Origin of the sequence: Peribacillus sp. TH14, from assembly GCF_016651145.1 — a bacterium.
In the GTDB taxonomy this organism is placed as follows: Bacteria; Bacillota; Bacilli; order Bacillales; family DSM-1321; genus Peribacillus; species Peribacillus butanolivorans.
This window is the reverse complement of sequence record NZ_JAEKEK010000001.1, coordinates 1,150,071-1,175,216: the sequence shown is the minus strand read 5'-3', so window position 1 is coordinate 1,175,216 and position 25,146 is coordinate 1,150,071. Positions and strand designations below refer to the sequence as shown.

Here is a 25,146-nt window from a genome sequence, read left to right as displayed (position 1 = left end):
CGGCAAAAAAGGTTGGATATCTAAAAAAGTACCTAACCTTTTTTGTTACCATAACGAGTGCTATAGGCAGTTGTTAATTTGTCATATTTTATTTTTCAGGTTTTCTAGATTATCTATATCTCCATTTACTATCAAACCAATATGATCAGAAATAACTTCAATATCTAAATCCCACCATTTTATTTCTAGCAATTTGCTAATGATTTCTGCTGAGAAACGGGTTTTAATTTTCTTTGCAGGATTTCCTCCAACAATTGTATATGGTTCTACATCTTTAGTAATAACTGATTTTGCTGCTATAATAGCACCATCACCTATGTTGATTCCAGGCATAATGACCGTATCCATCCCAATCCAGACGTCATTTCCAATTATCGTGTCCCCTTTAAACGGCAATTGATCTAGCGCTGGTGTGTATTTCTCCCAACCTTGTCCAAAAATATTGAACGGATAAGTGGAGAAGCCATCCATCCTATGATTAGCTCCATTCATAATAAACGTTACACCGGGTGCTATGGCACAAAATTTCCCTATAACAAGTCGATCACCAAAAAATTCGTAATGATACAACACTTGATCTTCAAAGGATTCTCCATTTTTTGCATCGTAATAAGAATATTCACCTGCAATAATATTTGGTCTAGTAATTGTATTTTTAATAAATTGTAAAATATTATTTCCTTTAATCGGATATTTATCTGTAGGATTCGGTCCATCTCTGCTTATTTGATTCCATAGGTAGTCACTACCTTTCAAAGTTTTTATCCAAAGCTTAACCGGCCTAACTTATTGCATTCCTCAGCGAACCACAAGGCCTTGTCAGGTCCTACTACCATACCATGTGGCTCCGCATTTTTCGTAGGAATAGGATATTCCGTAATTTCACCGTTTATTGTAATCCGACCTATTTGATTACTTCCCCATTCAGTGAACCATAAAGCACGATCAGGGCCGGTTACAATTGCGTGTGGACGAGCATTCGGAGTAGGAATGGTAAACTCACTTATTATTCCAGAAGTAGTAATTCTTCCAATTTTATTTCCGTTAATTTCTACAAACCAAAGTGCACCATCCGGTCCATTTGTAATTCCCACAGGACCAGCCTGTTTTGTGGGTAACTTATATGTAGTCACTTCCCCGTCTATCGTAATCCGACCTATTTGATTACTCTGATTCTGAGTAAACCATAGAGCATAATCAGATCCAGCTACAATAAAAGAGGGATAAGAATCAGGAACAGGCAAACTATACTCAATAATTTCACCTGATGATAAGATTCTTCCTATTCTATTTCCGTTCATTTCTGTAAACCAAATGTCTCCATTATGTCCTTGCGTGATTCCAAAAGGTCCTGAATCGCTGTTTGGTAGCGTATATTCAGTAATTTCACCTGTTACTGTTAGTTTACCAATTTTATTTGTCCTATTTTCAGTAAACCATATATCACCCTGATCTGTAGAAGTGATAGATAGCACACCTGCATTGAAAGTAGGAAGATCAATATGAGTCACTTTACCATCAACAGTCATTCGACCTATTTGATTCGCTTTATGTTGTGTAAACCATAGGGCACCATCTTTTCCCCTAGTAATTCCATAAGGACCTGAATCTATATGAGGAAGTTCAAATTCTTCAATTTTTATTTTCACGTTAATTCCTCCTTTTTTTGTATAAAATTATTCTAGTAATTCGTTTTGAATACGGTGCATTTTCAGTTAACACAAATAACTCCGTTCGAATAAATTGAAGCGGAGTTATTTGTGTTGAAAAAATCCTAATCAATTACAGCATTTTATATATTTCAATAAGGTTCCTATCTGGGTCTCGAAAATGTGCAATACGTGATCTCCATTCTTTACGATCGTGTGGTTTAGTAATAAATTCAATCCCATTTTCTCTTAAACGGTTATAAGTCTTATCAACATCTTCTACTTCAAATTGAAGTAAAAATTTTGATTGAGATTCCCCTTCTAAAAATTTATTTTCCTCTCCGACCACTTCTGCCATGGCTTTTCGGGATAAAAGCTCGATTTTCGTTTCTCCATTATTGAAAAGTGCATATTCCATTTCTTCCTCGTACCAACTTATTGAAAGTCCTAATATATCTTTGTAAAAATTGGAGCTTTTTTTAAAATCATTAACCAACAGTCTGATTTGTAATAACTTCAATTCAATCTCCTCCTAATAATATAATTCTCTTCATTTACAAAAAACCTTTATGTAAACTAAACCTGTAGACCATCTACATTTCTAGTTACCATAAACTATATCTTCCCATTTAACTTCGATTTACTTACGAATAATCCCTTCTCTAATTCAAGAAAAGGCCCGATTGCTGAACAAAATTAATAAAAACACACACTTGCTATCTTTTATTGTATTCCATAAATAAAATTTTATTTTTAATAGAATTTGTTCCAAAACTCAAAACTTTAAGACACTCTTAAAATCAAACATATTATTTGTTAATTTATCCTTGTTTACCGTCTAAAAGTTAGTCTATAATTAATTGTATAAAAGTTTTAAGACTTATAGACAAAGGGTGATACATATTGTTAATTGGTTATGCGAGGGTTTCAACTACTGGCCAAGATTTAGAAACACAAAAGGAAATTTTGGAAAATGAAGGGTGTAAAAAGCTTTTTGTTGAAAAAGTAACCGGAACAAGTACAAAACAAAGAGCCCAACTTTATGAAGCTATTGAATTTGCACGAGAAGGAGATACATTAGTAGTAACTAAAATAGATCGTTTGGCTCGTTCCATTATGGACTTAAATAAGATCGTTCATGAATTAGCAGAAAAAGGCGTGAATGTAAGATTTGTAAAAGAAGATATGAAGTTTGATGGTTCAAACGAAGGAAACAGCTTACAAACACTTCTATTTAATATTTTAGGTTCATTCGCACAATTTGAACGTGATCTTATTGTAGAAAGAACAACAGAAGGTCGAGAGAGAGCGAAAAGGCAAGGGAAACATATGGGAAGACCAGGACAAGATGAAAAGACTTTAAAACGAGCTATTAAGCTATATAATGAACGTGAAACAAACGGAATGAGTGTAAATGACATAGTAAAAGCTACAGGAGTTCCACGTTCCACGTTATATGCAAAAATTAGGGAATAGGGTTGCTATGGCAGCCCTGTTCTTATGGAACTAAAGGGGCAGTTTAGTTGAACAAGAAAAACGAATAATGCGTATTTGACACTAAAAAGCGATGTAGAGGTGAAGTGATGAAATCGTATGTTATACCAATTTTAAAGGGAATCATAACAGGGATTTTAGACGCAAAGAGGGAGAAAATTAGTTTTACTATTACTTGTTCAGAATGCGGATGTCTTGGAGAATTAGGAAATTATTTTTCAAAAGAATCTGGGGATATAGCAGTTGTTAATGGTGACGGAATCGGCGAAAACGAAGAAAACATTGTATCAATTCGATGCAAGAAATGTGGAAATGAAATAGTCAGTTCAGAATTTTAATGCACAGTTCGATTCTATTGTGAAGAAATGTACTTAAGCTAACGGGTGCTTTAGCTGAAGATCGGAGCTGTCTTTAAGGCAGCTTTTCTTTATGGAACTATCGGGGCAGGATAGTTCAAGAGTGCTGTTTGAACTTTGTTCAACAATTGGGCCATTTAATGGAACAACATTGAGTAGCCAAATTGAATATTATATGTTGGAAAACTTAATATTCCTGAATATTTTTAGAACTGATATAGTAAAGGAGTGGAAGATACCGGTAGGATGAAATTAATACATTTCTTGGTTTTGTATGAGGGAGATAGAAAATGAGGTTAGAAGAAATCATTGGTATAGTTAAGGAATACTTTTTTCTGGCATTAATAGCCGTAATTCTTTTAGGGATTATCTTTTTTCTAATGTATTTCATTGTATATAAAAAAATTTTTGGAGGGAAGAAATGCCTTCAAAAGAAGCAATTGCTTCTTTTGTGTTTGCTTATTAGTTATGTCATCATGGTTATTGGCGTGACTTTTTTGAATAGAGGCCCAAACTATCAGGGCGGGATGGATTTGTCTTTTTTTACTTCGTATCGAGAAGCTTGGTATAGTTTTAGTGTAAGTCATTGGCAGTTCATATACTTAAATATATTCATGTTCATTCCGTTCGGGATTCTTTTCCCAATATTGCATTCACGTTTTCAAAAAGCTGTATGGACTATTGGGATGGCAACGTTATTTACACTTTCCATTGAAAGTGTCCAGTTAATAACAGGATACGGTATTTTTGAAGTTGACGATTTATTTAATAATCTACTGGGGGCCGTCATTGGATATGGTATCATCATGGGCTTCATTACAATAAAAGAAAAGGGAATAAAGCGATCCTTTTTCTACTTTTCACCTTTATTGCTAGTGGTTATCTTATCCGGAAGCATGTTTGCATACTACTATTTGAAGGAATTTGGTAATCTCTCCATCATTCCAGCTCATAAAGTAAATATGGAAAAAACCACAACCACTACTGATGTTAAGCTCAACGACAAAAAAATGACCGTTCCGATTTATAAGGCGCCAAGCTATACAAAGAGTGATGCTGACGTATTTGCCAAAGATTTTTTTGAGAGAATGCATGTGGATACATCAGACATAGAGGATATTTCTTATCCAGATGAAGGGATGTATCGGATTAATGGAGAGAAATCTTATGATATGACAGTCCAATTCTTGGATGGAAGTTATAGTTTTACAGATTTTTCAAGATTTGATGAAAATATAGAGCCTGAAGATTCAGATGAAGAATCCTTAAAAGAAATATTGGCAGAATTTGGTATAGATATCCCGAAAGACTCGCAGTTTCAAAAAGGCGATACTGGTTCGTATGAGTGGACAGTAGATAAAAAGGTAAGTGGAAATCAGCTAATAGACGGTTCTTTAACGGTAAATTATTATAATGATCATACAGTGAAGGGAATCGAGCATCAGTTAATTACCTATGACAAGGTAAAGGATGTTCAAATAAAAAGTGAACAAGAAGCGTATAAGGAAATTTCAGATGGTAAATTTCAATATTACTCTGAAAATAAAATGATAAAAATCTTACATATCGATAAAGTAGAAGTTAGCTACTTTTTAGATTCCAAGGGCTATTATCAACCTGTTTATGCATTCCATAGTACAGTAGATGGAATGGATATGACTATCTTAATTCCGGGAATCTAGAAAGCTTTATTGCTGATTTTATCAATATTCCACAATCGGGCGCGATTCTTTAATAAGAAATGCTTTTCTTAATGAACTAACAGGTGCGTTAGCTGAAGATCAGAGCTGTCTTTAAGGCGGCTTTTTCTTTATGGAACTATCGGGGCAGGTTAGTGGTAGAAGAAGGTAATCAGGTGTTAAGTAGAGAAAAAGGTAGCAATAAATATAAAATTAAATAACTGAGGCGAAAAGGATGGCTCATAATGGGATAGTTTTAGTAGTTAGTGTATCAATATTCAGAGATGATGAAGTCTTAATAATTAGAGAAAATAAACCAACTGCTATTGATAAGTGGAACTTTCCGAGTGGACGCATTGAATATGGTGAAGACATTCTCTATTCAGCTCGTAGGGAGGTAAAAGAGGAAACTGGCTTTGATGTAAAACTTGATGGTACAACGGGTGTATATAATTTTATCAGTAGTACAAACAATCAAGTTATTCTATTTCATTTTACTGGTGAGGTTAATGGTGGTTCATTAAATCTTGAAGAAGATGAAATTTTAGACAGTAGATGGATTAAGGTGAATGACCTTGTGAAATTTGATAATGAAGAACTACGTGAACCAAGGGTACTAAAGCAAATAATAGATAACTTATTAAAAGAGAGGGTACATTCAATTAGTATTTATAATGAACAACTAGATAAATAATTTTTATTAAGCTAACAGGTTCTTTACTTCTTTATCAGGAGCTGATCAGCGACTCCTTTTCTTATGGCACTATAGGGGCAGCATTCCTGTATTAACTGAAATACTAAAAAGTTTGTGAAGAAATCTACTTAAACTAACGGGTGCGTTAGTTGAACAAGGAGTTGTCTTTAAGGCAGCTTTTTTTTATGCAATAACGGGGCAGGATAGTTCCATAAACGTAAGCAACAGTGTTAAGAATGAATGGATTTGATACCTATAATTTTTTCGGTCACAAAAAAAACGCTATACTTTTTCCAGCGTTTTTCTCATAATACATTCTGCTACTGTACTTTTCTTTTGTTTAAAACCCATTTTACTCCTATCGATAAAATAAACAATACACCAGCAGCAAGTGACACTGCCGAGATTAATTCCTGTCCTGTCATGGTGAGGGCTTTTGCCAATTCGACTGAATATGATAGGGCTAAGGCTGTCATTAGTTTTGAGAGTGAAGCAATCAGAATAAATCTGCAAAAAGAAACTCCGCCTATCCCCGATCCCAGGCAAATGATTTCATCTGGGAGAATCGGGATAATAAACAGAAGGAAAAGGATGGCCGTTTCATTTTTTTCTACATAGTTTTGGTAGGTTTGCAAGTGCTTTTCTTTTACTAATTTTAATGCAAGCTTTTGTCCACCAATCCTAGCTATTAGGAACATGACTGCTATTCCGGCAATAGTTCCGAAAAAACCTAGATAAGCTGCGGTAAATGAGCCAAAAACTGCACTACCTGCAGGAATTGTTACAGCTTCAGGCAAGGGTAATATGATTGGCTGAAGGAAACAAATAAGTAGGAAAAGGAGTTTGCCTAAAAGGGTATTTTCTCCTAAAACGCTCTCAATACCGTTCGCATCTGCCAGAATCAAAAACTTTGTAGAATAAAAAATCAGACAGACAATAATCAAAAAAATGCTCAAGTACACAAAGGAAAGACTCGTAAGTTTTAAATAGTTTACTTTCTTCATTTTTATCAAGACAAGATTAATAGACAGAATGCCTATTAAGATGACTGTAAATATAACTTTATAAATTATCAGCAGCGATGGTAAAAATACAAAAACGCACATAGCTGCAAACGCGCCCATCAATAAATTCGTCCAAAACCCAGGCAGTTTCTTTCCAAGAACCACAGTATTCTTTCTCCCTTTAAGTGATATTTGTATGATTAAGTGTACTGGCTATGCCATCTAAAGAAAACAGACCTGGGGTTTAACTGAAAGTAAGACCTGAGGCTTAAATTTCGTGAGATCATTCCCATTATCATACTTTCAAATTCAAGGGGAAAAGTACCCTTAATTAACTAACGGGGCAGGTTAGCTCAATAAAAAAAGGAATTAAACTTTGAAAGGCGAAGTGAATCAATAAGAAAATACAGTCATAAGGAGAGATATATTGAAAAAAATTAGAGAAGCAACAGACAAGGATATGAAAGTAGTTTATATGATGGGCTATGATGTTTGGGGAGACAGAATGCTTTCTCAAGAATATGTAACGATGTGTCAGGGTTCCAGTAAGTACAAAAAGGGGAAATGGTATGTTCTGGAGGAAACTGATACAAAAGAGTTATTAAGTTCCCTAATAGTATATGAACTAAATCTTACAGAAGACTTACTTGTTAGAGGGATTGGGTCAATTGCTACTCCTTTACATTTAAGACAAAAAGGGTATGCTTCTATATTAATTGAAGAAGTGATAAACAAATTAGAGCAAAATATAGATTGTAATAATTTTTTCTTATATAGCGATATTGGGTCAGACTTTTATAGAAGATTTAATTTTATTGAAATACCTTCTTCTAAGCAAAAATATAAGGATAGTATTTGTATGTATTATTCAAAAGAAAATGATATTGACTCCATATCTTTTGATATTCCCGACTACTTTTAAAAGATATTCTTATGGAACTAACAGGTGCGTTAGTTCTATAACAGGGGTTGCTTCGGCGACCTTTTTCTTATTGAACTAAAGGGGCAGGTTAGTGAAATAAAAATATTAAAACAATTAATATAGAATCAATACTTATTGGTAGGTGAAAACAGTGTATTTTAAGGCATTTTTAAAAAAGAAAAAAATAGATTTAATTATTTTTGCATTCGTAATGATTTTAGGATGGATTTCAAGTTATATACTTATTAATGGACCCGCATCCTGGGGAGGTCCTGTTGGTGTAATAATCGCATATTTAATAAGGTTCTTTTGGGAATATAGGAAATTTAAAAGAGATACTAAAGAATCAAATAAATTTTTACATAATAGACGGAGTTTTTAATAATATTAAGAACTTCGTTTCTTGTTTTACCAACTTTTTAATTGTGAATAAATACACTTAAACAAACAGGTGCGTTAGTTCATTATGGATTACTAAAAATAATCAAACTATTTTATAATAACTGTATACTGAATCACAAGAAAAGAATCCATCTCGATCAATCTTTTTTCAAAATGGATTCTTTTTATTTACGCTAATATGGGGGTTCAGGAGAAAATTTTGATCAATCTTGATTCCAAAAATACACATAGATCTTAATTAGTTCTATATTTTGATAAATCGACTTACTGATCATTTATCAGTTCCTATATATTCAACTTTTAGGGAATTTTCCACCTGATAATTATCCTCATGATTAATTGCATCTTTCAAAGCTTCATGCCTTTCCCCATTCCTAGTTTCTTCAGAAAAGAGAGTATGAGCTACAATACCATACTCTCATATTTTCTTCATCAGCATAATATTTTTTTTGTGATACACACTTAAAACCAGACCAAACAAGAAGGCGTTAATCATCGCTGATAAAGCACCATAACTCATAAATGGCAGGGATAGACTTATTAGTGGTAATAAGCCGAGAGACATTCCGATGCTGACAGTAACCTGTGCAGTGAATATGGCAAAACTGCCGGAAACAAGCATTTTCCCAAATGGGTCTTTCACAGTTTGGAATATACGGGAAATTCGCCAGATCATCCATAAAAACAGCAGACCAATGAGCAATGCCCCGGCCCAGCCAAGCGTATAGGTAATTGTTACAAAGATAAAATCCGTCATCATTTCATTAGAAAAATCAATCGCTCCGAGGGAACCAAAATGGCCAATCCATCCGGCATCCTCAATTAGCTTTTCTAGTTTCAAAGGCATATACCCCGAGGTCTCACTGAATTTTTCAGGCGTAACAAACGCATAAAGTCTTTCTAATTGATAGGCCCTTATATCTTTCAAGGATATAAGCAGAAGTGAAACACATGTAGTAAGTAGGACTGCTGCAGTGATAAGGATTTTCCTTTTATTTAGGCTACTCCTCCAGACCATTACAGCAACCATCAATGAATAAATCGCCACCGCCTGCTCGTTGGCTGTATTCAGAAACAAGAAGGCAGAACAAACGTATAAAATGGCAGCCAAATAAACATTCATCTTTTTTGATTGCAGCATTCCGGCCCAGGCAAGCAGAAAAAGTGGCAGAACCACAATAGAATCGACCGACAATAAACCCATAATATTAATTCGAGGATTGCCGTTTACTAATACATTGGAAAATTGGAACTGAACAAGAATCAGACATCCCATCGTAAAGAAAACCCAGCCCCATCTCTGAAATTTCCGATAATCGAAAAAAAGAAGGACACAGGCCAAAATTACACTTCCTGTGACAGAATATGCCTGCTTCAGCACTGAAAATGAATTACCATCCTTAAATAAGAACCAAAACAAAAACAGGCCCGCAGCTGACATGAACAGAAACATACTCATTAGCTTCCAATCAATCTTCGGCCTGTGCAGCTTGTCCATCTTCTGCCCAATGTCAGAGGGGCTTCCCATATTCCGGACAGCCAGTTCCTCTGCTTCTTCCTCTTTATATCCTTTTTTGACCAGTTCAGTTTTAGCTTGATGCAAATGGGCTTTTAATTCAGCTTCTATATATTTTTTTGCTTCTTTTGATCGGATATACGACGAAACCTCATCTAAAAAATGATTGCTTCTCAATCGGTTCTTCCTCCTTCAAACGCTGTCCGCCAACTAGCAGAGGCGGAACCACTTTTAGATTCCTTTTTCTTTAGCCACTTTTTCGCACGTTCATCCAAGGAATAGAGCTTCCTTTCTTCAGTTTCCCAAAAAGACTGGAGCCAGCCTTCCTTCTCAAGCTCATGCAAGGCAGCATACAAGGAGCCTTCGTTATTTTCAAATTTCCGGATGCCTTTCTGGTAAAGAGATTCATTAATTTGATAACCACTTTTCTCCTTATCCAATGATCTGAAAATACCAATTAAGATGTCTTCCCTACTTACATCCTGCTTTTCGATAGCAGTATGGATGGAGTTTCTATGGTTTTCCGTGAATTTCAAATCAAGAAATGTATGCTTTTTCATAGCCGATTTCAAGCGTGTTAATTTATCTTCCATCGGTGGATTCCTCCCAATAGGTTTTTAACCTTCTTTTCGCCTGGCGCATCCGGGTCTTCACCGTTCCAAGTTTGACCCCGGTAATTTCAGAAATCTCCTTGAGCTTCATTTCCTGAAAATAATGGAGATAAATGAGCTCGCGATACTGGATTGGCAGTTCCATGACTGCACCAGCAAGCTGCCTGTCTTCATCCTGCTGAATGATCTCTTCTTCCACATTATCGGTAGAAGTCCATTCCTGCTCCTCTTCTGCAGTCGAAACTTTTCGGAAGTACCAGCTTTTCCTATAATCCTTACAATGGTTAATAGCAATTCTCCAAAGCCACGTCCTTATATTTGATTGTTGGTTATACGTGGGCAGCGCCTTATAGCATTTGATGAAAATCTCCTGTGTCAGGTCCTCTGCCACAACTACATCTTTTACATAGGAATAGACCAATTGCAGAATATCCTGGCCATAAAGGGACATGATTTCATCCAGTAAGGATTCGTCATCTTTCATTTGAGACCATTTAAACACAAACTCCTCCAAAACAGTTCACACTTCCTTCCCTAGATATATAGACGATAGTACTTATAAGAAGGTTTTCTATTTTTAAAAATTATCCCTTTGTTATTGTGGAGTACAGCTGAAAATATAGAAAACATGTTAAGAATTAGTACAGCAATAGTAGAAAATCCTTGCCTGACAACATCCAATCGGAAAAGTTAAACCGTTTATAAACATGAAAAACCGAAATCATTACTGATTTTGGTTTTTTCTTATAGAACTAAAGGGGCAGTTTAGTTGAATAAGCTGTATTCTAAATACGGTTTGTAGAAAGAGGAGCGATAGATGTTTTTTAAAAAGAGAAAAATAAATAAAAATGACATAAAGTTTATGGCGGAATTGTTATATGAAGATGTATCATCTGAAAAATGGGACCAAGCAAACCTTACAAAAGATAATTTGAATCTTTCAATAGAAAGTGTTCGCTTGGTTGATGAGTATGCTGATAGGTTAATGCATACAGACTTTGGACAGCAGACTTTTAAAAGAACATCCAGATAATTTTCCCGTACGAATCGGAGTCTATCTAGGAGAAGTTATTAAAAACCATACAAACGGGCAATATAATTGGTTTGAGTTTAAGTCTATCCAAGAAAATACGATTCATTTAGATAACTATATGGTGAGTGTAGAAAGCGAAAGTGTTCTTTACTCAAAAAAATTAGACAAAGTGATATGTCCGATTTATGAAGCTATACAATATCTTAATGGAGAGTCTAAATATAAAACTCTTTTAAACTATGTAGACGAAGTAATAAAAAATCAATAAAGGAGACGAATATAAACTTTATTAACTAACGGGTGCTTGAGTTTAAGATTATGGAGCTGTTCAGACGGCTCTTTTTTCTTCTTCAACTAAAGGGGCAGTTTAGTGAAAGAAGTAATTTCCATTTTTCATACAAATGAAAAGGTGTTAAATGGTATGATTAAAAAGAAATAGTGCTGAACTTAATTTTTAGGGGGAAATATATTTTTGAAAATGGTTAGAATTATTTTAGCGATAGTGGTTATTGTTCTATCAGGTTATAGTCTAATAACTCAAACCTTTGAGTTATTGCCGTATTATATGTTTTTCCTTGGGGCATTTATGTTGGTGTCAGGATTTGTCGAACTTCAAAAAGACAGAAAAGGATTTTGGGGGTATATGAATATTGTTATCTCTTTATTTATTTTCTTTTTTTACATACCGTATTTCATATAGAACTAACGGGTGCGTTAGTTCATTAAGGATCACTAAAAATAATTAAACTATTTGATAAAAACTGTATACTAAATCACAAGAAAAGAATCCATTTTGAACAATCTTTTTTCAAAATGGATTCTTTTTATTTACGCTAATATGGGGGTTCAAGAGGACCTTTTGATCAATCTTTATTTCAAAGCTACATAAGGTGGTATGGTAATGGAAATATCATTAAATGATTTTTTAGTTGGAGACGGTTTTTCATATATTTTTAAATCTGGGAAGAGAGGGATGATTAATTTTTATTTTTTTATTGATTCAGTTGAAGAGGATTTAACTACGAGTTATAGCCAAAGCTTAAAAGAATTTTTAAAAAAATAAATAAGTATCCGATTTATTTGCATGGAATTAGTGGTTCGAAGGAAATTAATATATCGAAAGGAGCAAAAACATCGAAAGTTGCGCCTAGAAATTATCATCATTTAGTAGAAATAAATAATATTGAAGAGCTAGTCAATTATTTTCCTAAAGCCTATTTGGACGCTTTTAACAATGATAGTATTTTGTTTTCTACTGAGAAAACAATAGAAATGGATTTTACGAGTGACATTGGTTTAGCGAGATTTATTTTGGATTATACAAAAACGACATCAAAAGATAGATATTATCTTTGGGTAGGCCATGACGGAATAGGTTTTGACTTCGTTTCGAATTTTTCTGATTATCCGTACAATAAAGTTCCGATTACAAGTGATGAGGATTAAACGAAAAAAGACCAGAAATCATTTCCTGGTCTTTTATTGAACTAAAGGGGCAGATTAGTTCAATAAGAATTATGAGAAAATATAGGAGATAAGAAATTTAGTAATGCTTTTTGTTATGTATAGAACTTTTCTTAACTGTTTTAGATATATCAAATCTTTAGGAGCTGTATGTAAAATAGAAGGTAAAGATATATATTTTAAACAAATACATAAATAACAATTGAGGGAGTTTTTATGATTAAAGGAAATTCTGTATACTTACGACCAATTAACGAAAAAGATATAGAGAGTATTCATATGTGTTTTCAGGATGAAGAGATCCTATATATGACTGGTACTAAAAAGCGATTAACTAAAGAAGAAATAGGAATAGGTTTGAAACAATTTAGTAAAGATTCTACACGAAATGACTTTGCTATTTGTCTAATAGATACCAATAAAATTATTGGTGATTTATCTATTACAGAAATAGATTTAGAAAATAATAAAGCTATGTTCCGAATAGCTATACATAATAAAGAGTATTTTGGGAAAGGGTATGGTACTGAAGCGACTAGTCTTGCACAAAAATTCACATTTGAACAGCTTAAACTAAATCGATTAGAGTTACAGGTTTTTTCACATAATATGCGTGGAATGAAATCTTACGAGAAATCTGGGTTTAAGAGAGAAGGAATATTAAGGCAATCTCTATTTGTGAAGGATCAATATTCTGACGAAATTATTATGAGTATGCTTTATGAAGAATATCTAAGTTTTAAAAAAAACACTTAAACTATCAGGTGAAATAGAAGAATTGCAGGACTGTCATGTGACAGTCTTTTTATATGCGACTAACGGGGCAGTTTAGTTCAACAAGCGTAGTGTCTTCGGACTGTGACATTTTTGATATTAATAGAGTATTCCTATAAAATTATTAAAAAATGGTACTAATACTACCAGGAGGATTTTTATGGCGAAATATATTTCGATTTCTTTATTAATATTTATTGGTCGCTTTATCTTGTTATTGGCATTACTTCCTGTCTTTGAAGATGTAATGATTTCATTCTCATGTATTTTTCTTTTGTTGTTATCTATAATTATTTCTTTTTTAGTTAGGATTGTTGAATTACTCAAGAAAAATTATAATTTACAAAAGGCCACTTTCAATAAGTTGGAGCTTTAAAAATAAAACAATTTGTCTGCACAGTTTGTGTCAACTCAACAATATGTTATAGAACTAACGGGTGCGTTAGCTGAAGATCGGAGCTGTCTTTAAGACAGCTTATTCTTATGCAACTATCGTGGCAGGTTAGTTCAATAAGCGTGGTGTAGTCGAACGGTACGAGATATTTCTAAAAAGATTAGTTATCGGTAAAATAAGTTAGAGTTTCAGAAGTAAAGAGATCTAACAGAGGAGAAACAGACATATGCCAGAAAATAAAAATGATTCATTTCGTGATATGAATTTAAAAGAAAAGATGGCAACAGTTACCGGATTAGCATTTCTCATTATCCTGGTAGTGGGCTTTGTATTGGGGCTTTATTTCTTTGGACTGGCAGGGGTTTTTGAACTGCTCGGCGTTCAATATGAATCTATCTGGTCATTGATTGTTTTTGTTGTCAGTTTCTTTATTTTAGGCATCATTGTCGAATTGTTTTCCAAAGCAATTTTCAAGCTGTCTGTCCGAAATATAACAGGGAAAATAAAGGTGTTTTTTATCCGAATCAGTTTTGAAGGCACATCGAACTGGCTAGTCCTGTTCGCAGTGGATGAGTTTATGAAAAGTATTACACTTTCCTTGAAAACAGAGATTATTATTGCATTGCTACTTGCCATAATAGAAATTGTTTTCGATGATGATAAGGAAATCTCCTAATAAAAAAATTTACCTAAGTATAATTGGGGATTTTTTGTACCTCGGGTAGAGAATAATGGAATTGGGAAGTGAACAGTTCAAAAATAAAAAAGAGAAGTCTTGTTCAACTATCGGGTGCGTTAGTTCTATAACAAGGGGGGGCTTCGGCAGCCTTTTTCTTATTGAACTATCGGGGCAGGATAGTTCAATAAGGGGAATATTGAAAAATTCCCTAAAATTAGTGAAAGATAGATGAGGGATTTGTTATGAAAATTAGTCAAATCAGGAATTTCAATTTGGTCGCTAAATTAAATAAATATGTGCACGATTTACATTCAAATTTATATCCTAAATACTTTAAGGAAAAATGTGAAGGAAGTTTTCAAAAGTCTGGTTATTAACGAAAGTTTCATTTTCCTTTTGTTAGAAGATAACGAAGAAGCTCTTGGCTATGCTTGGATAGAGATAGAGAATATATACACCAGATTAGCATAGTAGGAACAAAGAGGAATAAGGGGTATGGTTCAAGTCTTATGGAATGTATATATGAAATTGCGAACGATCGAGGAATAGATTTAATAGAATTAGATTATTGGATTGAGAACATTGTTGCATAGAACTTCTATAAAAAGCAAAATTTTATAAAGTACAGAGAATTTGTTTATAAAGAACTTTAATTCTTACTGAACTAACAGGTGCTTTACTTCAATAGCAGGGTTGCTTAGAACCAAGAAGAAGATGTATCGTTTCTTAATTTGAAAAAAATATATATGAAGAACCTGGATAAACCATTGAATAGTACACTTATTTCATTAGTAAATGATTGGCACAAAAGAACATATTTATCTTAATATATACAAGGGGGAGTATTTATGCTAATTGTAACGAAGGAACAGATTGAGGGGTATAAAATTAAAGAAATAAAAGGGGCTTGTTTTGGCCTGGTTGTAAGAAGTCGTGGTTTTGCTGGTCAAGTTACTGCGGCGTTAAGGTCTCTTGTAGGCGGAGAAATTCATGAATATACAGAAATGCTTGAGGATGCAAGAAAACAAGCAATAGACCGATTAACACAGAACGCTCATGCAATGGGGGCTAATGCAATAGTCATGTTTCGATTTGATTCAGGTGAAATTGGACAAAACATGAGTGAAATTGTAGCATACGGAACAGCAGTTGTAATTGAAAAGGTTGAGTAAATATGAAATGGATTTGGTGTTATTTTCTATTTCAAATTTGTCTAATACTTCTCTTTTGGATTTTTTCCAAACGTAAAGATAGGCGTTATAAAGCAAATAATGATAACCTTTCAAAAGATTTTGAGCCCACGCAAGAAGTGTTTATTGACCCAATTTCAAAGGTTTTAATAAGAGTCTATGTTAATCGCAAAAACGGTGAACGTAGATATATTGAAGAAAAAGGTGAAGAATAGAAGGCTGCGCCTGTTCAACAAACAGGTGCTTTACTTCAATAAGGAAGGTTGCTGAGGCAGCCTTTTTCTTATGGCACTAACGGGGCAGTTTAGTTTAACAATAAATGGACTGCTTCGGCAGTCCTTTTTCATTTGTTGTTATAACTAAAGATAGGCTGTGGGATAAGTGGATGATAATCCTTTTAACCAATTTGCATCAATTTGGGGAATTTAAATGGGAAAAGCACCATATAAAACAATGAAAGGAGGAAGGTATAAAATGCAGATAATGAACGAATATTTCCGTGCGAATGCGAGTATGGTTTACATTATGACCAATAATGAAGTAATGAATCAAATCATTTCCTTTTACAGGGACATGAATGGAATGCTTACTTTTGTGGATTCCTACCCAACTTATGGTAGAGGTACTGGTACAAAGGAAGTCTCCACTGCAACGGCAAACGATGGTGTCGATCCGCTTACGTCACAAGGAGCCCTAACTTTGTCCCGTGATGGACGTTTCCTTCTTGCAGTGAACGCAGGCAGCCATAGTATCAGCAGTTTTATCATTACTGACAGCGGTGCACCCGTTCTCGTAGATGTGAAGCCATCAGGAGGTACTCAGCCCAATACCGTAGATGTGTTTGGTAATCTTGTCTATGTTGCCAATGTAGGGAATGTGGCTAACAATTTCGCCTCCAATATCACTGGTTTTCGCATAGATAATAACGGACGCCTTACTCCTATTCCTGGATCCACCCATTCTCTCAGTACTTTCAATGCTCAGCCCGCTCAGGTTCTCTTCACTCGTGATGGTAGTAAAATCCTTGTATCCGAGCTTACTTCAAACCATCTCAGTGTATTCCATGTAAATCAAAATGGTACGGTTACAGAACCAATCGTTAATGATTCTTATGGTCAAGGACCATTGGGTGCTTATTTTCTATCCTCTGGAATCCTCTTAGTTACTGAAGCAGATTCAAATGCCCTGTCATCCTATTCAATGAGTACCGACGGGATCCTTCATGTGATCAGTGGCTCTGTACCAACTGGATATAAAACCGCATGCTGGGTTGTAACAACTAGGAATGAACGTTTTGCATATATTACCAATACCTTAAGCGGCACCATCTCCACCTACCGAATCGATCGCAATGGAGCACTTTCAGTTGTAAGGCATATTACCAGTACACCGCCAAGTACAGCTCCAGGACTGCCCATGGATGTTGGAGTGAGTAAAGATGGACGGCATTTTTACACTCTTAACGGAAATCAGGGCACAGTCTCCGTATTTACTATTCAAGATGATGGAAGTCTGGTTAGATTGCAGGTTGCTGCTTGGACCAACTTTCCATATTTAGGATCACAAGGGTTGGCTGTTCTTTGATTCTATTTGGTCCATCACATTTGATGGAGTAGAAAGTTTCTCTTAGTGAATGAGTCATCTTCAACTAACGGGGGCTTGAGTTCAAGAGGGTGAGTTGCTGCAGCGACTCCTTTTTTCTTCCTTTCTATTAAAAAACATTCGCAAAAGTCAATTCAAAATCGACGAACGTTCATAAATGTTTTTATAGACACATACCTTGGTTTTAAAAAGGGGGAATAAAAAGAACTCTCCCTTTCTATTTTTGCATCTTCAATTTATCCCGAGCGATTATCGATACCTTATGATAACGTTTTGCATGCCATTTAGAAACATCCGCTTACATTCCCGTACCGCCAACAACTAATACATGTCCTATTTTCACCAGCATCCCTTCCATTGAAAATCTATCACTCTACCTTCGTAAAGTAAAAAGTCTTCTTCAACTAACAAGTGCTACTCTTCATTATGAAGGGGAGCCATTCGAAGAGAAAAGAGTAGGATAAGTCCAAAATGTATATGCCATTTTTTTGAAGGCAGTCTGAAACTTTATTTCATTTTATCCGTATATTTTATTATCATAACAAGGAGGAATATCTAATGTACGATGTTGGTGGAAGCGGAGATTGGCTTTTCACAGTTGCTCCGATATTTATAGGAATTATTTTCGTTATCATTTTTATAGTAATAATAGTTAATTTATTCAGTGGTCTTAGCCAATGGAAGAAAAATGAGGAATCTCCTTGCTTATCTGTTCCTGCAATTGTAAAAATTAAACGAACGAATGTCACAAGGAATAGTCATCTTCACGAACATAATAACAATGTCCACTCGCATGGCTCATCTACGACTTATTTTACTACATTTGAATTTGAGAGTGGCGATCGATCAGAATTTCGTATTTCAGGCAAGGAATTTGGTATTCTTGCAGAAGGAGATATCGGCACTTTAACTTTTCAAGGAACAAGATATATTAATTTTTCTAGGAAAAATTAGACTGACTGATAATGGATAACGCTTACGCTTTAAGGTAATAAAATTACATAATTTTATTTTCACTTAACATAGAACACACTGAAATAATTGGCTTTGTTCAGTATCTGTTAGTCCTGCCAAGATGAAACTATAGGATTTAATAGATAAGCTATTTTAATTAAACCTACATAAATTGGGGGATGAAGAATAATGAGTGAAAAAGGATGTATGAAATGTGGAAGCAATGATGCTGCTAAGAAAGACGTGGCAATGACTGGAACAGGATTGTCGAAAATGTTTGATGTCCAAAGTAATCAATTTACGGTTGTGTATTGCAAGAAGTGCGGATATTCGGAGTTTTATAATAGGCAATCATCAGCAGGCAGTAATCTGCTGGATCTATTCTTTGGTTGATCACGGCACGAGAAGAATCTCCTTTTTTTAAAAAAGGAGATTCTTGTTTTTTTCATTATGCATGACGTACATTACTTCTTCAAAATTCCTATACTATAAGACTTTGAATCTCAAGGGTTTCTACTTTATTGGTGTCATGACGGACTTGGGACCGGGAAATCACCGTCTCCTTTAGAAGATGTCAACCATGAAAGATTTGCTGTCGCTGCTTGATCATCTAGAAATCAATCAGGCGACACTCATCGGTCACTCAATGGGTGGTCAAATTGCTACTGAATTCGCTCTGAATTATCCTGAAAGGGTTTCAAAACTTGTTTTGCTTGCGCCTGGATTATCTGGGTTTAGCTATTCAAAGGAATTTGAAAAGAATATGAAGACGATTCATGAACTGCCCCCGATATCAATAGGGTTTTGGAGGGTTATTTGGCATGGCCAAAAATATATATCAGAAATAAAAATTTTAGAGAAAGATATTGACGTCCTATTAGTTTGTTTAGTTGAATAGTTAAAAGAGGACAAGATGATAGCGTCAAAATCAGACGATTACGGTACATTAACAATATAGTGGAACTAGAACATCGTTTCATTAAGAAGCGTGTGCGTTAATGTTGGGATTCAAGTCGTATGGAACACCCACTTCTATATTGAGTGGTATTAAAGCGATGCATGCGATGAAAAAAGGACAACTTCACCAACATGTGAAATCTGTCAAAAAAGATGTAAAATTCATACATAAGTTGTTTGGAATTGCATCATAATCAGTTTTTACACTAGAACCCTTAATCTGATAGTCACTGTAGTGATGAAAATAAGCTTGGTTCGGAGATAATTAATAAGAAAAAATCTATCATAAGGGAGTACCTGTATGGTCAAATTGTTAATTGCTGATCGCGATCAAAATGAACGAACAGGGATTGGCTGGCTAGTTTCTTCGTTTTCGATTCCATTTGATCACATTCTATTAGCAGGCTCAGTATCTGATGTATTTCATCTAATAGAGGCCGAAGTACCAGATGTTGTTTGCATTGAACTCGATATGATTCCAAAGGATACGTGGGACAGCTTTAAGGAGCTGACCAAACGGTACATACAAAAGGTCATCGTCATGACGGCTGAAGCCACATTTGAACGTGCGCTTCAAGGCATCGAGCTTCATGCCTATGATCTATGGGTAAAACCTCAGTCGCCTGACCATATCAAACGAGTATTAACCCAGTGCTGCAAGGCCGTTTCCCAAACTGAGGAGAAACAAGAGCCATCGGCCCAAATTGAGGTGCCTGCCGTATCTTACAGTTCTCTATTCGTGCATCAAGAAACGTTAGGCGCCAATTTCCGATTAATGCTGATGCAGTTGGAAAATTCGAAGAAACAACCTATATTGCTATCTTTTTTACAAGAATATCCATTTAAGAATCGGCCGGTTGTATTGCCGCTAAGCGACATGATCGTTTCTGTTTTTTCATTCGATAACCAGCAGCCACAGCCACTCAAACAATTAAAGCACATAGGCAATCGGATTCTAACCGAATGGGAAGAGCAGTTTTCGGAGCCCATGTCACTAGTTTTATATGATACTAATGACCCGTTGCTTTCGTTAAATGAAAAATATCTTCATGCGAAGCAAGCGCTAGAAATTCGTTTTTTCAAAGGGTATCGGCAGCTTTCGGTCATTGAGGATAAGGTGAACTGGGTTATGATCGATCCGTTTTTAACCCCGTCTGAACAGCGCGAATGGATTGACATGCTGAACGAAGGTGACAGGGACAAAATTAAGCAGTGGATGTATAAAGAATTTTTGAATAAGGAAGACCCCTATCCCGAGCCAGGTTTATTGCGAACCCGGTTAACAAGCTTATTAGCCCAAGTCCGACGCTTCATGAAGTCATTTTACCTTGATGAAGGGATGCTTGAGAGACGTTATCATCAAGTATTTGAATCCATCCTATACAATCCGATTCTATATCGGATCGTCCAGGAGTTATTGCTGTTCTTATATGAAGTTCTTGATCGGGCAAATAACAATCAAGAAAACGCTCGTACAAATGTGATTGAGCAGGCCATCCGGTACATTGAGGAGAATTTTACTAACCCTAAGCTAAGGCTTGAGGACGTTGCGAACCAAGTAAACAGAAGCGCAGCGTATTTTAGCTCGCTCTTAACAAAAAAACAAGGAAGCTCGTTCCGACAGCTATTAACAAAGACACGGATAAACGAAGCACAGCGTCTATTGATAGATACAAAACTCTCGATTCAAGATGTAGCAGATAAAACAGGATTTATAAATGCAAATTACTTTAGCAAAATTTTCAAGGAAAAAACCGGTACAACCCCTCGTTCATTTAGAAATCGTAAAAAAGTATAGAAATCTAAAATAATTATAGTTTTCAAATGTAAGCGTTTTACATTACACTTTAAATTCGAAAAAAATTAGAAAAATTCAAAAAATAGACGTCTGTTTTCAATCGCTTTCCTTCTCTAAACTAGAGATGTAGGAAGTGTCCCAAAAATTAAATATTGAAAAGGGGAAAGACGCTTATGACCGAACAAAAATTTAAGATGGATGACGCTCCACTTAACAAGTTCCATATGAAAATTACAGCGCTTACTTTTGGCTCTAATTTCTCTGATGGGTATGCTCTTGGGATTATTGGAGTGGCTCTTACACTCCTTAGCCCACAAATGGAACTCAATTCGATGTGGGTAGGACTAATTGGAAGTTCTGCTTTGGTCGGGCTCTTTTTCGGTAGTCTAGTACTTGGAGGGTTATCTGACCGCATAGGCAGACAGAAAATATACCTGCTTAACTTCTTATTGGTCACTATAGCTTCGTTGCTGCAACTATTTGTGGATGGGCCCGTAGAGTTGTTAATTTTGCGTTTACTGATAGGTTTTGCTCTCGGAGGCGATTATGCAGTCGGATCGACTTTACTTGCCGAGTTCGCGCCTAGAAAGTATAGGGGATTCTTACTGGCTTCTCTAAATGTGCTCTGGACGGTAGGTTACGTCTCTGCAACCATTGTCGGATATTATTTAGGTCAAGCTGGTCCGGAATCATGGCGTTGGATGCTTGCTAGTGCCGCAATCCCTGCATTCATTGTGCTGATACTGCGAATCGGAACACCTGAATCCCCACAATGGCTCATCAGCATGGGACGTATTGATGAAGCACGCCATATCGTAAAGAAGTATATCGGGCCTAATGCGGAAATCGACGAAACTGTTATTGAGACTCAATATAAAAATGGCTTTCGTGCTCTTTTTAACAAAAAATTCCGGAAGCGCACAGCTTTTGGAAGTCTATTTTATGTCTGTATTGTCATTCCGTACTTTGCCATCTACACATTCCTACCGTCTATCTTAAATAGTATGGGTTTAGCAGAAAACTTCACTGTAGACTTGTGGTTAAACATATTCCTAATCTTGGGTTCGATTGCTGGTCTTTGGCTTATGGAGAAATTTTCTCGCAGAGGTTTCACTATTAGTACGTTTGCAATCCTGACCGTCTGCTTGCTTATGCTTAGCATTTTTCACGAACCTAAACTTTTAGTAATTCCGATTTTTCTGGCTTTTACTTTTATATTATCAGCAAATTCAAATCTTACGCTAACATATCCGGCCGAACTTTTCCCTACCGAAATTCGCGCATCTGGGGTTGGTTTTGTGACAGCGTTCAGCCGAATTGGTTCTGCTATCGGGACATTCCTCCTGCCCCTTAGTATGAACACTATAGGGTTGGATGCCTCGATGATTGGAATGACGGCTATTCTGTTAATTGGTACTATCATTTCGATTGCCTGGGCACCGGAGACAAAGTCACTCTCTTTAAGCGAGGCAAGTAATCCTTTTAATGAAGCAAGTAATTCAAATTCAAACTTAAACCCCTTGAACCATAAGAAGATTAATTGACATGAAAAAAGGAGACCTTTCCATTTATCGAAAGAGAGGTCTCGTTGCGAAATTTTACTAATTCAATGGCTTAAACATCATATAAGTTAATGTTTTGTCAAACTGCACAATATAGGAGATGAGTTTATTATGAAAACAGAAGAAAAAGTAATGATAACTGAAGATGATTTTAGTATCGGGGATTTGATTTCAGTAGCAAGGCATCATGCCCCTTTGGAGCTGTCTATGAGTGTAAAGAAAAGGATTAGCCAAGGAAGGGATATAGTCGAGCGTTTTGTCGAGGAGGAGCGAGTCATATACGGAATTACGACCGGAGTAGGAGAGAATTCAAAAATAAAAATTTCAGCCTCTGATTCGAGAGAATTGCAAAAAAATATAATTATGAGTCATGCTTGCGGTATGGGCGATCCGTTGGAGAAGGAAATAGTAAGGGCAATTATGGTGATGATGATCAAAAATTTATCCCTTGGTTATTCTGGAGTAAGACTTGAAACGGTAGAGAGATTAGCAAAGATGGTGAATAAAGATGTCATACCATTCGTCCCTCGAGAAGGTTCCCTAGGTTACTTAAATCATCAGGCACATATCAGTTTGGTCCTTTTGGGGATGGGTGAGGCCTATAATCAGGGCGTACTAACAGATGGCGAGACGGCTTTGAAGAAGGCCGGAATCAAGCCAATCGAACTGCATGAAAAGGAAGGGCTTTCTTTGATTAATGGCACGGTAGATATGACTGCAATTGGCGCTCTGGCCGTTTATGATGCCATTAATGTTCTTAAGGCGGCAGACATTGTTTCGATAATCAGTTTTGAGGCGCTGAAAGGAACATACTATGCCTTTGATCCCAAAATTAGTAAAGTAAAACGTCATCCTGGACAAAAAAAGACAACTGATAATATTCATAAGCTGATAGAAAACAGTGAGATCACGGAAAAATTTAAAGATTACCGCACACAAGATGCTCTTAGTATTAGGTCCATTCCACAAGTGCATGGAGCATGTAAGGACGCTGTTGATTACGTTAGGACGATTGTGGAGAGAGAAATGAATTCAGCCTCAGATAATCCGTTGGTGTTTGATGATCAAGAGGGTGCAAGAGCGATATCCTCTTCCAATTGTCATGGAGAAGCGATAGCCTTAGCCATGGACTTTCTGGCAATCTCTCTATCTGAATTGGCCAATATTTCTGAACGAAGGATTTTTAGACTCGTCTCGCCTCAGTATAGCGAGCTGCCCCCGTATTTGATCGAGCAAAGTGGGCTTAACTCGGGCTATATGATTCCGCAATATGTCGCGGCGTCATTGGTTTCTAACAATAAGGTTTATTCACATCCGTCGTCTGTGGATTCCATTCCGACAACAGGGGGACAGGAAGATCATGTAAGCATGGGGACATCTGCAGCTTTAAAGGCACTGAAAGTAATCGCCAATACTGAAAAAGTGATTGGGATCGAATGGATGTGCAGCTGCCAGGGGATTGAATTCCATCAGCCGTTACAGCCTGGAACAGGAACGACTGCAGCCTGCGATTTGTTTAGAAAATATGTGCCTCGCCTTGAGCAGGACAGAATTTTATACAAAGACATGCGTACAGCTGCGGAACTGGTTCATTCAGCAGAAATTGTAAAGCATGTAGAAGCAAAAATCGGTCCTTTGCAATTTTAAAGATATGATTCATAGCTGAAGTTGCAGTTTGAATCAATAAAAGAATATGTTAGCTTGATATTAGCATCTTGAAGAATTTTGTGAATGCGATTCTGCTCTGAAGTGCGATGATGAATCAATTTTTTTCGATAACGAGTAAGATCTCGTAAATCACGAATATCCTCCGGTGGGACAAAATTGCTTTCAATAAGTCCACATCTTAGAAGCTTGGCAAGCCATTCGGCATCTTTCACATCAGTTTAACGCCCTGGAACATTTTTGACATGTCTGGCATTGGCAAGAACAAGGTGAAAAGAACCTTCAAGTATATTCCATATTGGTTTCCAATAGACTCCGGTACTTTCCATCACAATATCGGATACCTGAAGGGGAGCTAGCCAATCACTTAAAGCCAAGAGTCCCGTTGTTGTAGTTGGAAACGTTTTAATAGAGGTTTTTGGCTTTTTATCTAATGGACTAAATAATACACAGGCTACTACTGTTTCTTGGTGTACATCTAGGCCAGCACACCGTTCAATCATTGCTTCCATAGGAGAATCACCTCAAAAAAAATTAACAATACATATGACAGGAGATTTGTTACAAAAATTTTTGTATACGTACTTGTAGTACACTAAATGGTTCTTCAATACTGTCACAACCAGTTTCTTATATAGAGGTTTCTTATGGAGCTATCGGGACAGTTTAGTTGAATAAAGGTATAAAAAAGAATGCCATAGTTTTCATCTTACTTAAAAACTGTAAGCTTTAAAAACTAAGCATTCT

At 35.9% G+C, this 25,146-nt stretch carries 30 protein-coding genes and 2 pseudogenes; 24 read left to right on the top strand and 8 right to left on the bottom strand.

Features of this window, described 5'->3' with window-relative positions; genetic code table 11:
• Window positions 1-81: 81 nt before the first annotated feature.
• The 3 genes from JFU50_RS05830 to JFU50_RS05820 all read right to left on the bottom strand — a co-directional run bounded on the left by JFU50_RS05830 (window position 82) and on the right by JFU50_RS05820 (window position 2,169).
• A complete protein-coding gene (locus JFU50_RS05830) occupies window positions 82-726 on the bottom strand; it encodes a Vat family streptogramin A O-acetyltransferase (RefSeq protein WP_201225027.1) in 645 nt (214 codons plus the stop codon).
• 35 nt (window positions 727-761) lie between these two features.
• A complete protein-coding gene (locus JFU50_RS05825; protein ID WP_201222054.1) occupies window positions 762-1,649 on the bottom strand; it encodes a Vgb family protein in 888 nt (295 codons plus the stop codon).
• 133 nt (window positions 1,650-1,782) lie between these two features.
• Window positions 1,783-2,169, bottom strand: a complete 387-nt coding sequence (locus tag JFU50_RS05820) for a VOC family protein (RefSeq protein WP_201222052.1) — start codon at window positions 2,167-2,169, stop codon at window positions 1,783-1,785.
• 380 nt (window positions 2,170-2,549) lie between these two features.
• On the opposite strand from JFU50_RS05820, the gene JFU50_RS05815 reads away from it, so the two are divergent.
• From JFU50_RS05815 to JFU50_RS05800, 4 genes are all read left to right on the top strand, one after another.
• Complete coding sequence (locus JFU50_RS05815) at window positions 2,550-3,125, top strand: recombinase family protein (protein ID WP_201225026.1); 576 nt, start codon at window positions 2,550-2,552, stop codon at window positions 3,123-3,125.
• A 107-nt stretch (window positions 3,126-3,232) separates the two neighbouring features.
• Window positions 3,233-3,481 (top strand): hypothetical protein, encoded by a 249-nt coding sequence (locus tag JFU50_RS05810; protein ID WP_201222050.1) that lies wholly within the window; start codon window positions 3,233-3,235, stop codon window positions 3,479-3,481.
• A 308-nt stretch (window positions 3,482-3,789) separates the two neighbouring features.
• A complete protein-coding gene (locus JFU50_RS05805; RefSeq protein ID WP_201222048.1) occupies window positions 3,790-5,181 on the top strand; it encodes a VanZ family protein in 1,392 nt (463 codons plus the stop codon).
• 232 nt (window positions 5,182-5,413) lie between these two features.
• Window positions 5,414-5,872, top strand: coding sequence for an NUDIX hydrolase (locus JFU50_RS05800; RefSeq protein ID WP_201222046.1), 459 nt, complete (start codon window positions 5,414-5,416; stop codon window positions 5,870-5,872).
• A 320-nt stretch (window positions 5,873-6,192) separates the two neighbouring features.
• On the opposite strand, the gene JFU50_RS05795 is transcribed toward JFU50_RS05800, so the two are convergent.
• A complete protein-coding gene (locus JFU50_RS05795) occupies window positions 6,193-7,041 on the bottom strand; it encodes a TVP38/TMEM64 family protein (protein WP_342366272.1) in 849 nt (282 codons plus the stop codon).
• Window positions 7,042-7,303: 262 nt separating this feature from the next.
• Between JFU50_RS05795 and JFU50_RS05790 the strand changes: the two genes are divergently transcribed.
• Window positions 7,304-7,798 carry a GNAT family N-acetyltransferase gene (locus JFU50_RS05790; protein ID WP_201182639.1) on the top strand — a complete coding sequence of 165 codons (495 nt, stop codon included), beginning with the start codon at window positions 7,304-7,306 and terminating at the stop codon, window positions 7,796-7,798.
• Window positions 7,799-8,618: 820 nt separating this feature from the next.
• Here JFU50_RS05790 and JFU50_RS05785 read toward each other — a convergent pair.
• The 3 genes from JFU50_RS05785 to JFU50_RS05775 are packed head-to-tail and all read right to left on the bottom strand — an operon-like array spanning window position 8,619 to window position 10,841.
• Window positions 8,619-9,893, bottom strand: a complete 1,275-nt coding sequence (locus JFU50_RS05785; protein ID WP_201182637.1) for an FtsW/RodA/SpoVE family cell cycle protein — start codon at window positions 9,891-9,893, stop codon at window positions 8,619-8,621.
• Entirely contained in the window at window positions 9,890-10,309 is a 420-nt protein-coding gene (locus tag JFU50_RS05780; protein WP_201182635.1) for a PadR family transcriptional regulator, read from the bottom strand. The genes JFU50_RS05785 and JFU50_RS05780 overlap by 4 nt, the downstream gene beginning before the upstream one ends.
• A complete protein-coding gene (locus JFU50_RS05775; RefSeq protein WP_274606916.1) occupies window positions 10,299-10,841 on the bottom strand; it encodes a sigma-70 family RNA polymerase sigma factor in 543 nt (180 codons plus the stop codon). Before JFU50_RS05775 ends, JFU50_RS05780 begins: the two co-directional genes overlap by 11 nt.
• A 303-nt stretch (window positions 10,842-11,144) precedes the next feature.
• On the opposite strand from JFU50_RS05775, the gene JFU50_RS30665 reads away from it, so the two are divergent.
• The 19 genes and pseudogenes from JFU50_RS30665 to hutH all read left to right on the top strand — a co-directional run bounded on the left by JFU50_RS30665 (window position 11,145) and on the right by hutH (window position 24,381).
• Complete coding sequence (locus JFU50_RS30665) at window positions 11,145-11,360, top strand: hypothetical protein (RefSeq protein WP_242489030.1); 216 nt, start codon at window positions 11,145-11,147, stop codon at window positions 11,358-11,360.
• The gene (locus JFU50_RS30660; protein WP_242489029.1) at window positions 11,326-11,628 is read left to right on the top strand and encodes a hypothetical protein; all 303 of its coding nucleotides are present in this window, start codon (window positions 11,326-11,328) and stop codon (window positions 11,626-11,628) included. Before JFU50_RS30665 ends, JFU50_RS30660 begins: the two co-directional genes overlap by 35 nt.
• A gap of 210 nt (window positions 11,629-11,838) precedes the next feature.
• A complete protein-coding gene (locus tag JFU50_RS05765) occupies window positions 11,839-12,060 on the top strand; it encodes a DUF3953 domain-containing protein (protein ID WP_201183480.1) in 222 nt (73 codons plus the stop codon).
• A gap of 201 nt (window positions 12,061-12,261) precedes the next feature.
• Window positions 12,262-12,423, top strand: coding sequence for a hypothetical protein (locus JFU50_RS05760; protein WP_201182631.1), 162 nt, complete (start codon window positions 12,262-12,264; stop codon window positions 12,421-12,423).
• A 17-nt stretch (window positions 12,424-12,440) separates the two neighbouring features.
• Window positions 12,441-12,806, top strand: coding sequence for a hypothetical protein (locus tag JFU50_RS05755; RefSeq protein ID WP_201182629.1), 366 nt, complete (start codon window positions 12,441-12,443; stop codon window positions 12,804-12,806).
• Window positions 12,807-13,040: 234 nt separating this feature from the next.
• Window positions 13,041-13,580 (top strand): GNAT family N-acetyltransferase, encoded by a 540-nt coding sequence (locus JFU50_RS05750; protein ID WP_201222044.1) that lies wholly within the window; start codon window positions 13,041-13,043, stop codon window positions 13,578-13,580.
• 178 nt (window positions 13,581-13,758) lie between these two features.
• Window positions 13,759-13,974, top strand: coding sequence for a hypothetical protein (locus JFU50_RS05745; protein ID WP_201222042.1), 216 nt, complete (start codon window positions 13,759-13,761; stop codon window positions 13,972-13,974).
• A gap of 244 nt (window positions 13,975-14,218) precedes the next feature.
• A complete protein-coding gene (locus JFU50_RS05740; protein ID WP_201182623.1) occupies window positions 14,219-14,668 on the top strand; it encodes a YrvL family regulatory protein in 450 nt (149 codons plus the stop codon).
• 434 nt (window positions 14,669-15,102) lie between these two features.
• Entirely contained in the window at window positions 15,103-15,264 is a 162-nt protein-coding gene (locus JFU50_RS31385) for a GNAT family N-acetyltransferase (RefSeq protein ID WP_242486097.1), read from the top strand.
• 255 nt (window positions 15,265-15,519) lie between these two features.
• Window positions 15,520-15,843, top strand: a complete 324-nt coding sequence (locus JFU50_RS05730; RefSeq protein ID WP_201182621.1) for a heavy metal-binding domain-containing protein — start codon at window positions 15,520-15,522, stop codon at window positions 15,841-15,843.
• Window positions 15,844-15,845: 2 nt separating this feature from the next.
• Entirely contained in the window at window positions 15,846-16,076 is a 231-nt protein-coding gene (locus JFU50_RS05725) for a hypothetical protein (protein WP_201182619.1), read from the top strand.
• A 259-nt stretch (window positions 16,077-16,335) separates the two neighbouring features.
• Window positions 16,336-17,445 carry a lactonase family protein gene (locus JFU50_RS05720; protein WP_201222040.1) on the top strand — a complete coding sequence of 370 codons (1,110 nt, stop codon included), beginning with the start codon at window positions 16,336-16,338 and terminating at the stop codon, window positions 17,443-17,445.
• 576 nt (window positions 17,446-18,021) lie between these two features.
• Window positions 18,022-18,417 (top strand): DUF2500 domain-containing protein, encoded by a 396-nt coding sequence (locus JFU50_RS05715; protein WP_201182615.1) that lies wholly within the window; start codon window positions 18,022-18,024, stop codon window positions 18,415-18,417.
• Window positions 18,418-18,606: 189 nt separating this feature from the next.
• Entirely contained in the window at window positions 18,607-18,810 is a 204-nt protein-coding gene (locus tag JFU50_RS05710; RefSeq protein ID WP_201182613.1) for a zinc ribbon domain-containing protein, read from the top strand.
• A 187-nt stretch (window positions 18,811-18,997) separates the two neighbouring features.
• Window positions 18,998-19,315, top strand: coding sequence for an alpha/beta fold hydrolase (locus JFU50_RS30655; protein ID WP_242485331.1), 318 nt, complete (start codon window positions 18,998-19,000; stop codon window positions 19,313-19,315).
• Window positions 19,316-19,344: 29 nt separating this feature from the next.
• Window positions 19,345-19,568, top strand: a pseudogene (locus tag JFU50_RS05700) (DDE-type integrase/transposase/recombinase); the annotation flags it as partial.
• A gap of 107 nt (window positions 19,569-19,675) precedes the next feature.
• Window positions 19,676-21,172 (top strand): helix-turn-helix domain-containing protein, encoded by a 1,497-nt coding sequence (locus JFU50_RS05695; protein ID WP_201182611.1) that lies wholly within the window; start codon window positions 19,676-19,678, stop codon window positions 21,170-21,172.
• A 173-nt stretch (window positions 21,173-21,345) separates the two neighbouring features.
• Entirely contained in the window at window positions 21,346-22,716 is a 1,371-nt protein-coding gene (locus tag JFU50_RS05690) for an MFS transporter (protein WP_201182608.1), read from the top strand.
• Window positions 22,717-22,845: 129 nt separating this feature from the next.
• Window positions 22,846-24,381, top strand: coding sequence for a histidine ammonia-lyase (gene hutH, locus JFU50_RS05685; protein WP_201222038.1), 1,536 nt, complete (start codon window positions 22,846-22,848; stop codon window positions 24,379-24,381).
• Here hutH and JFU50_RS05680 read toward each other — a convergent pair.
• Window positions 24,378-24,902, bottom strand: a pseudogene (locus JFU50_RS05680) (IS110 family transposase). The gene hutH and the pseudogene JFU50_RS05680 sit on opposite strands and share 4 nt — an antisense overlap.
• Window positions 24,903-25,146 lie beyond the last annotated feature (244 nt).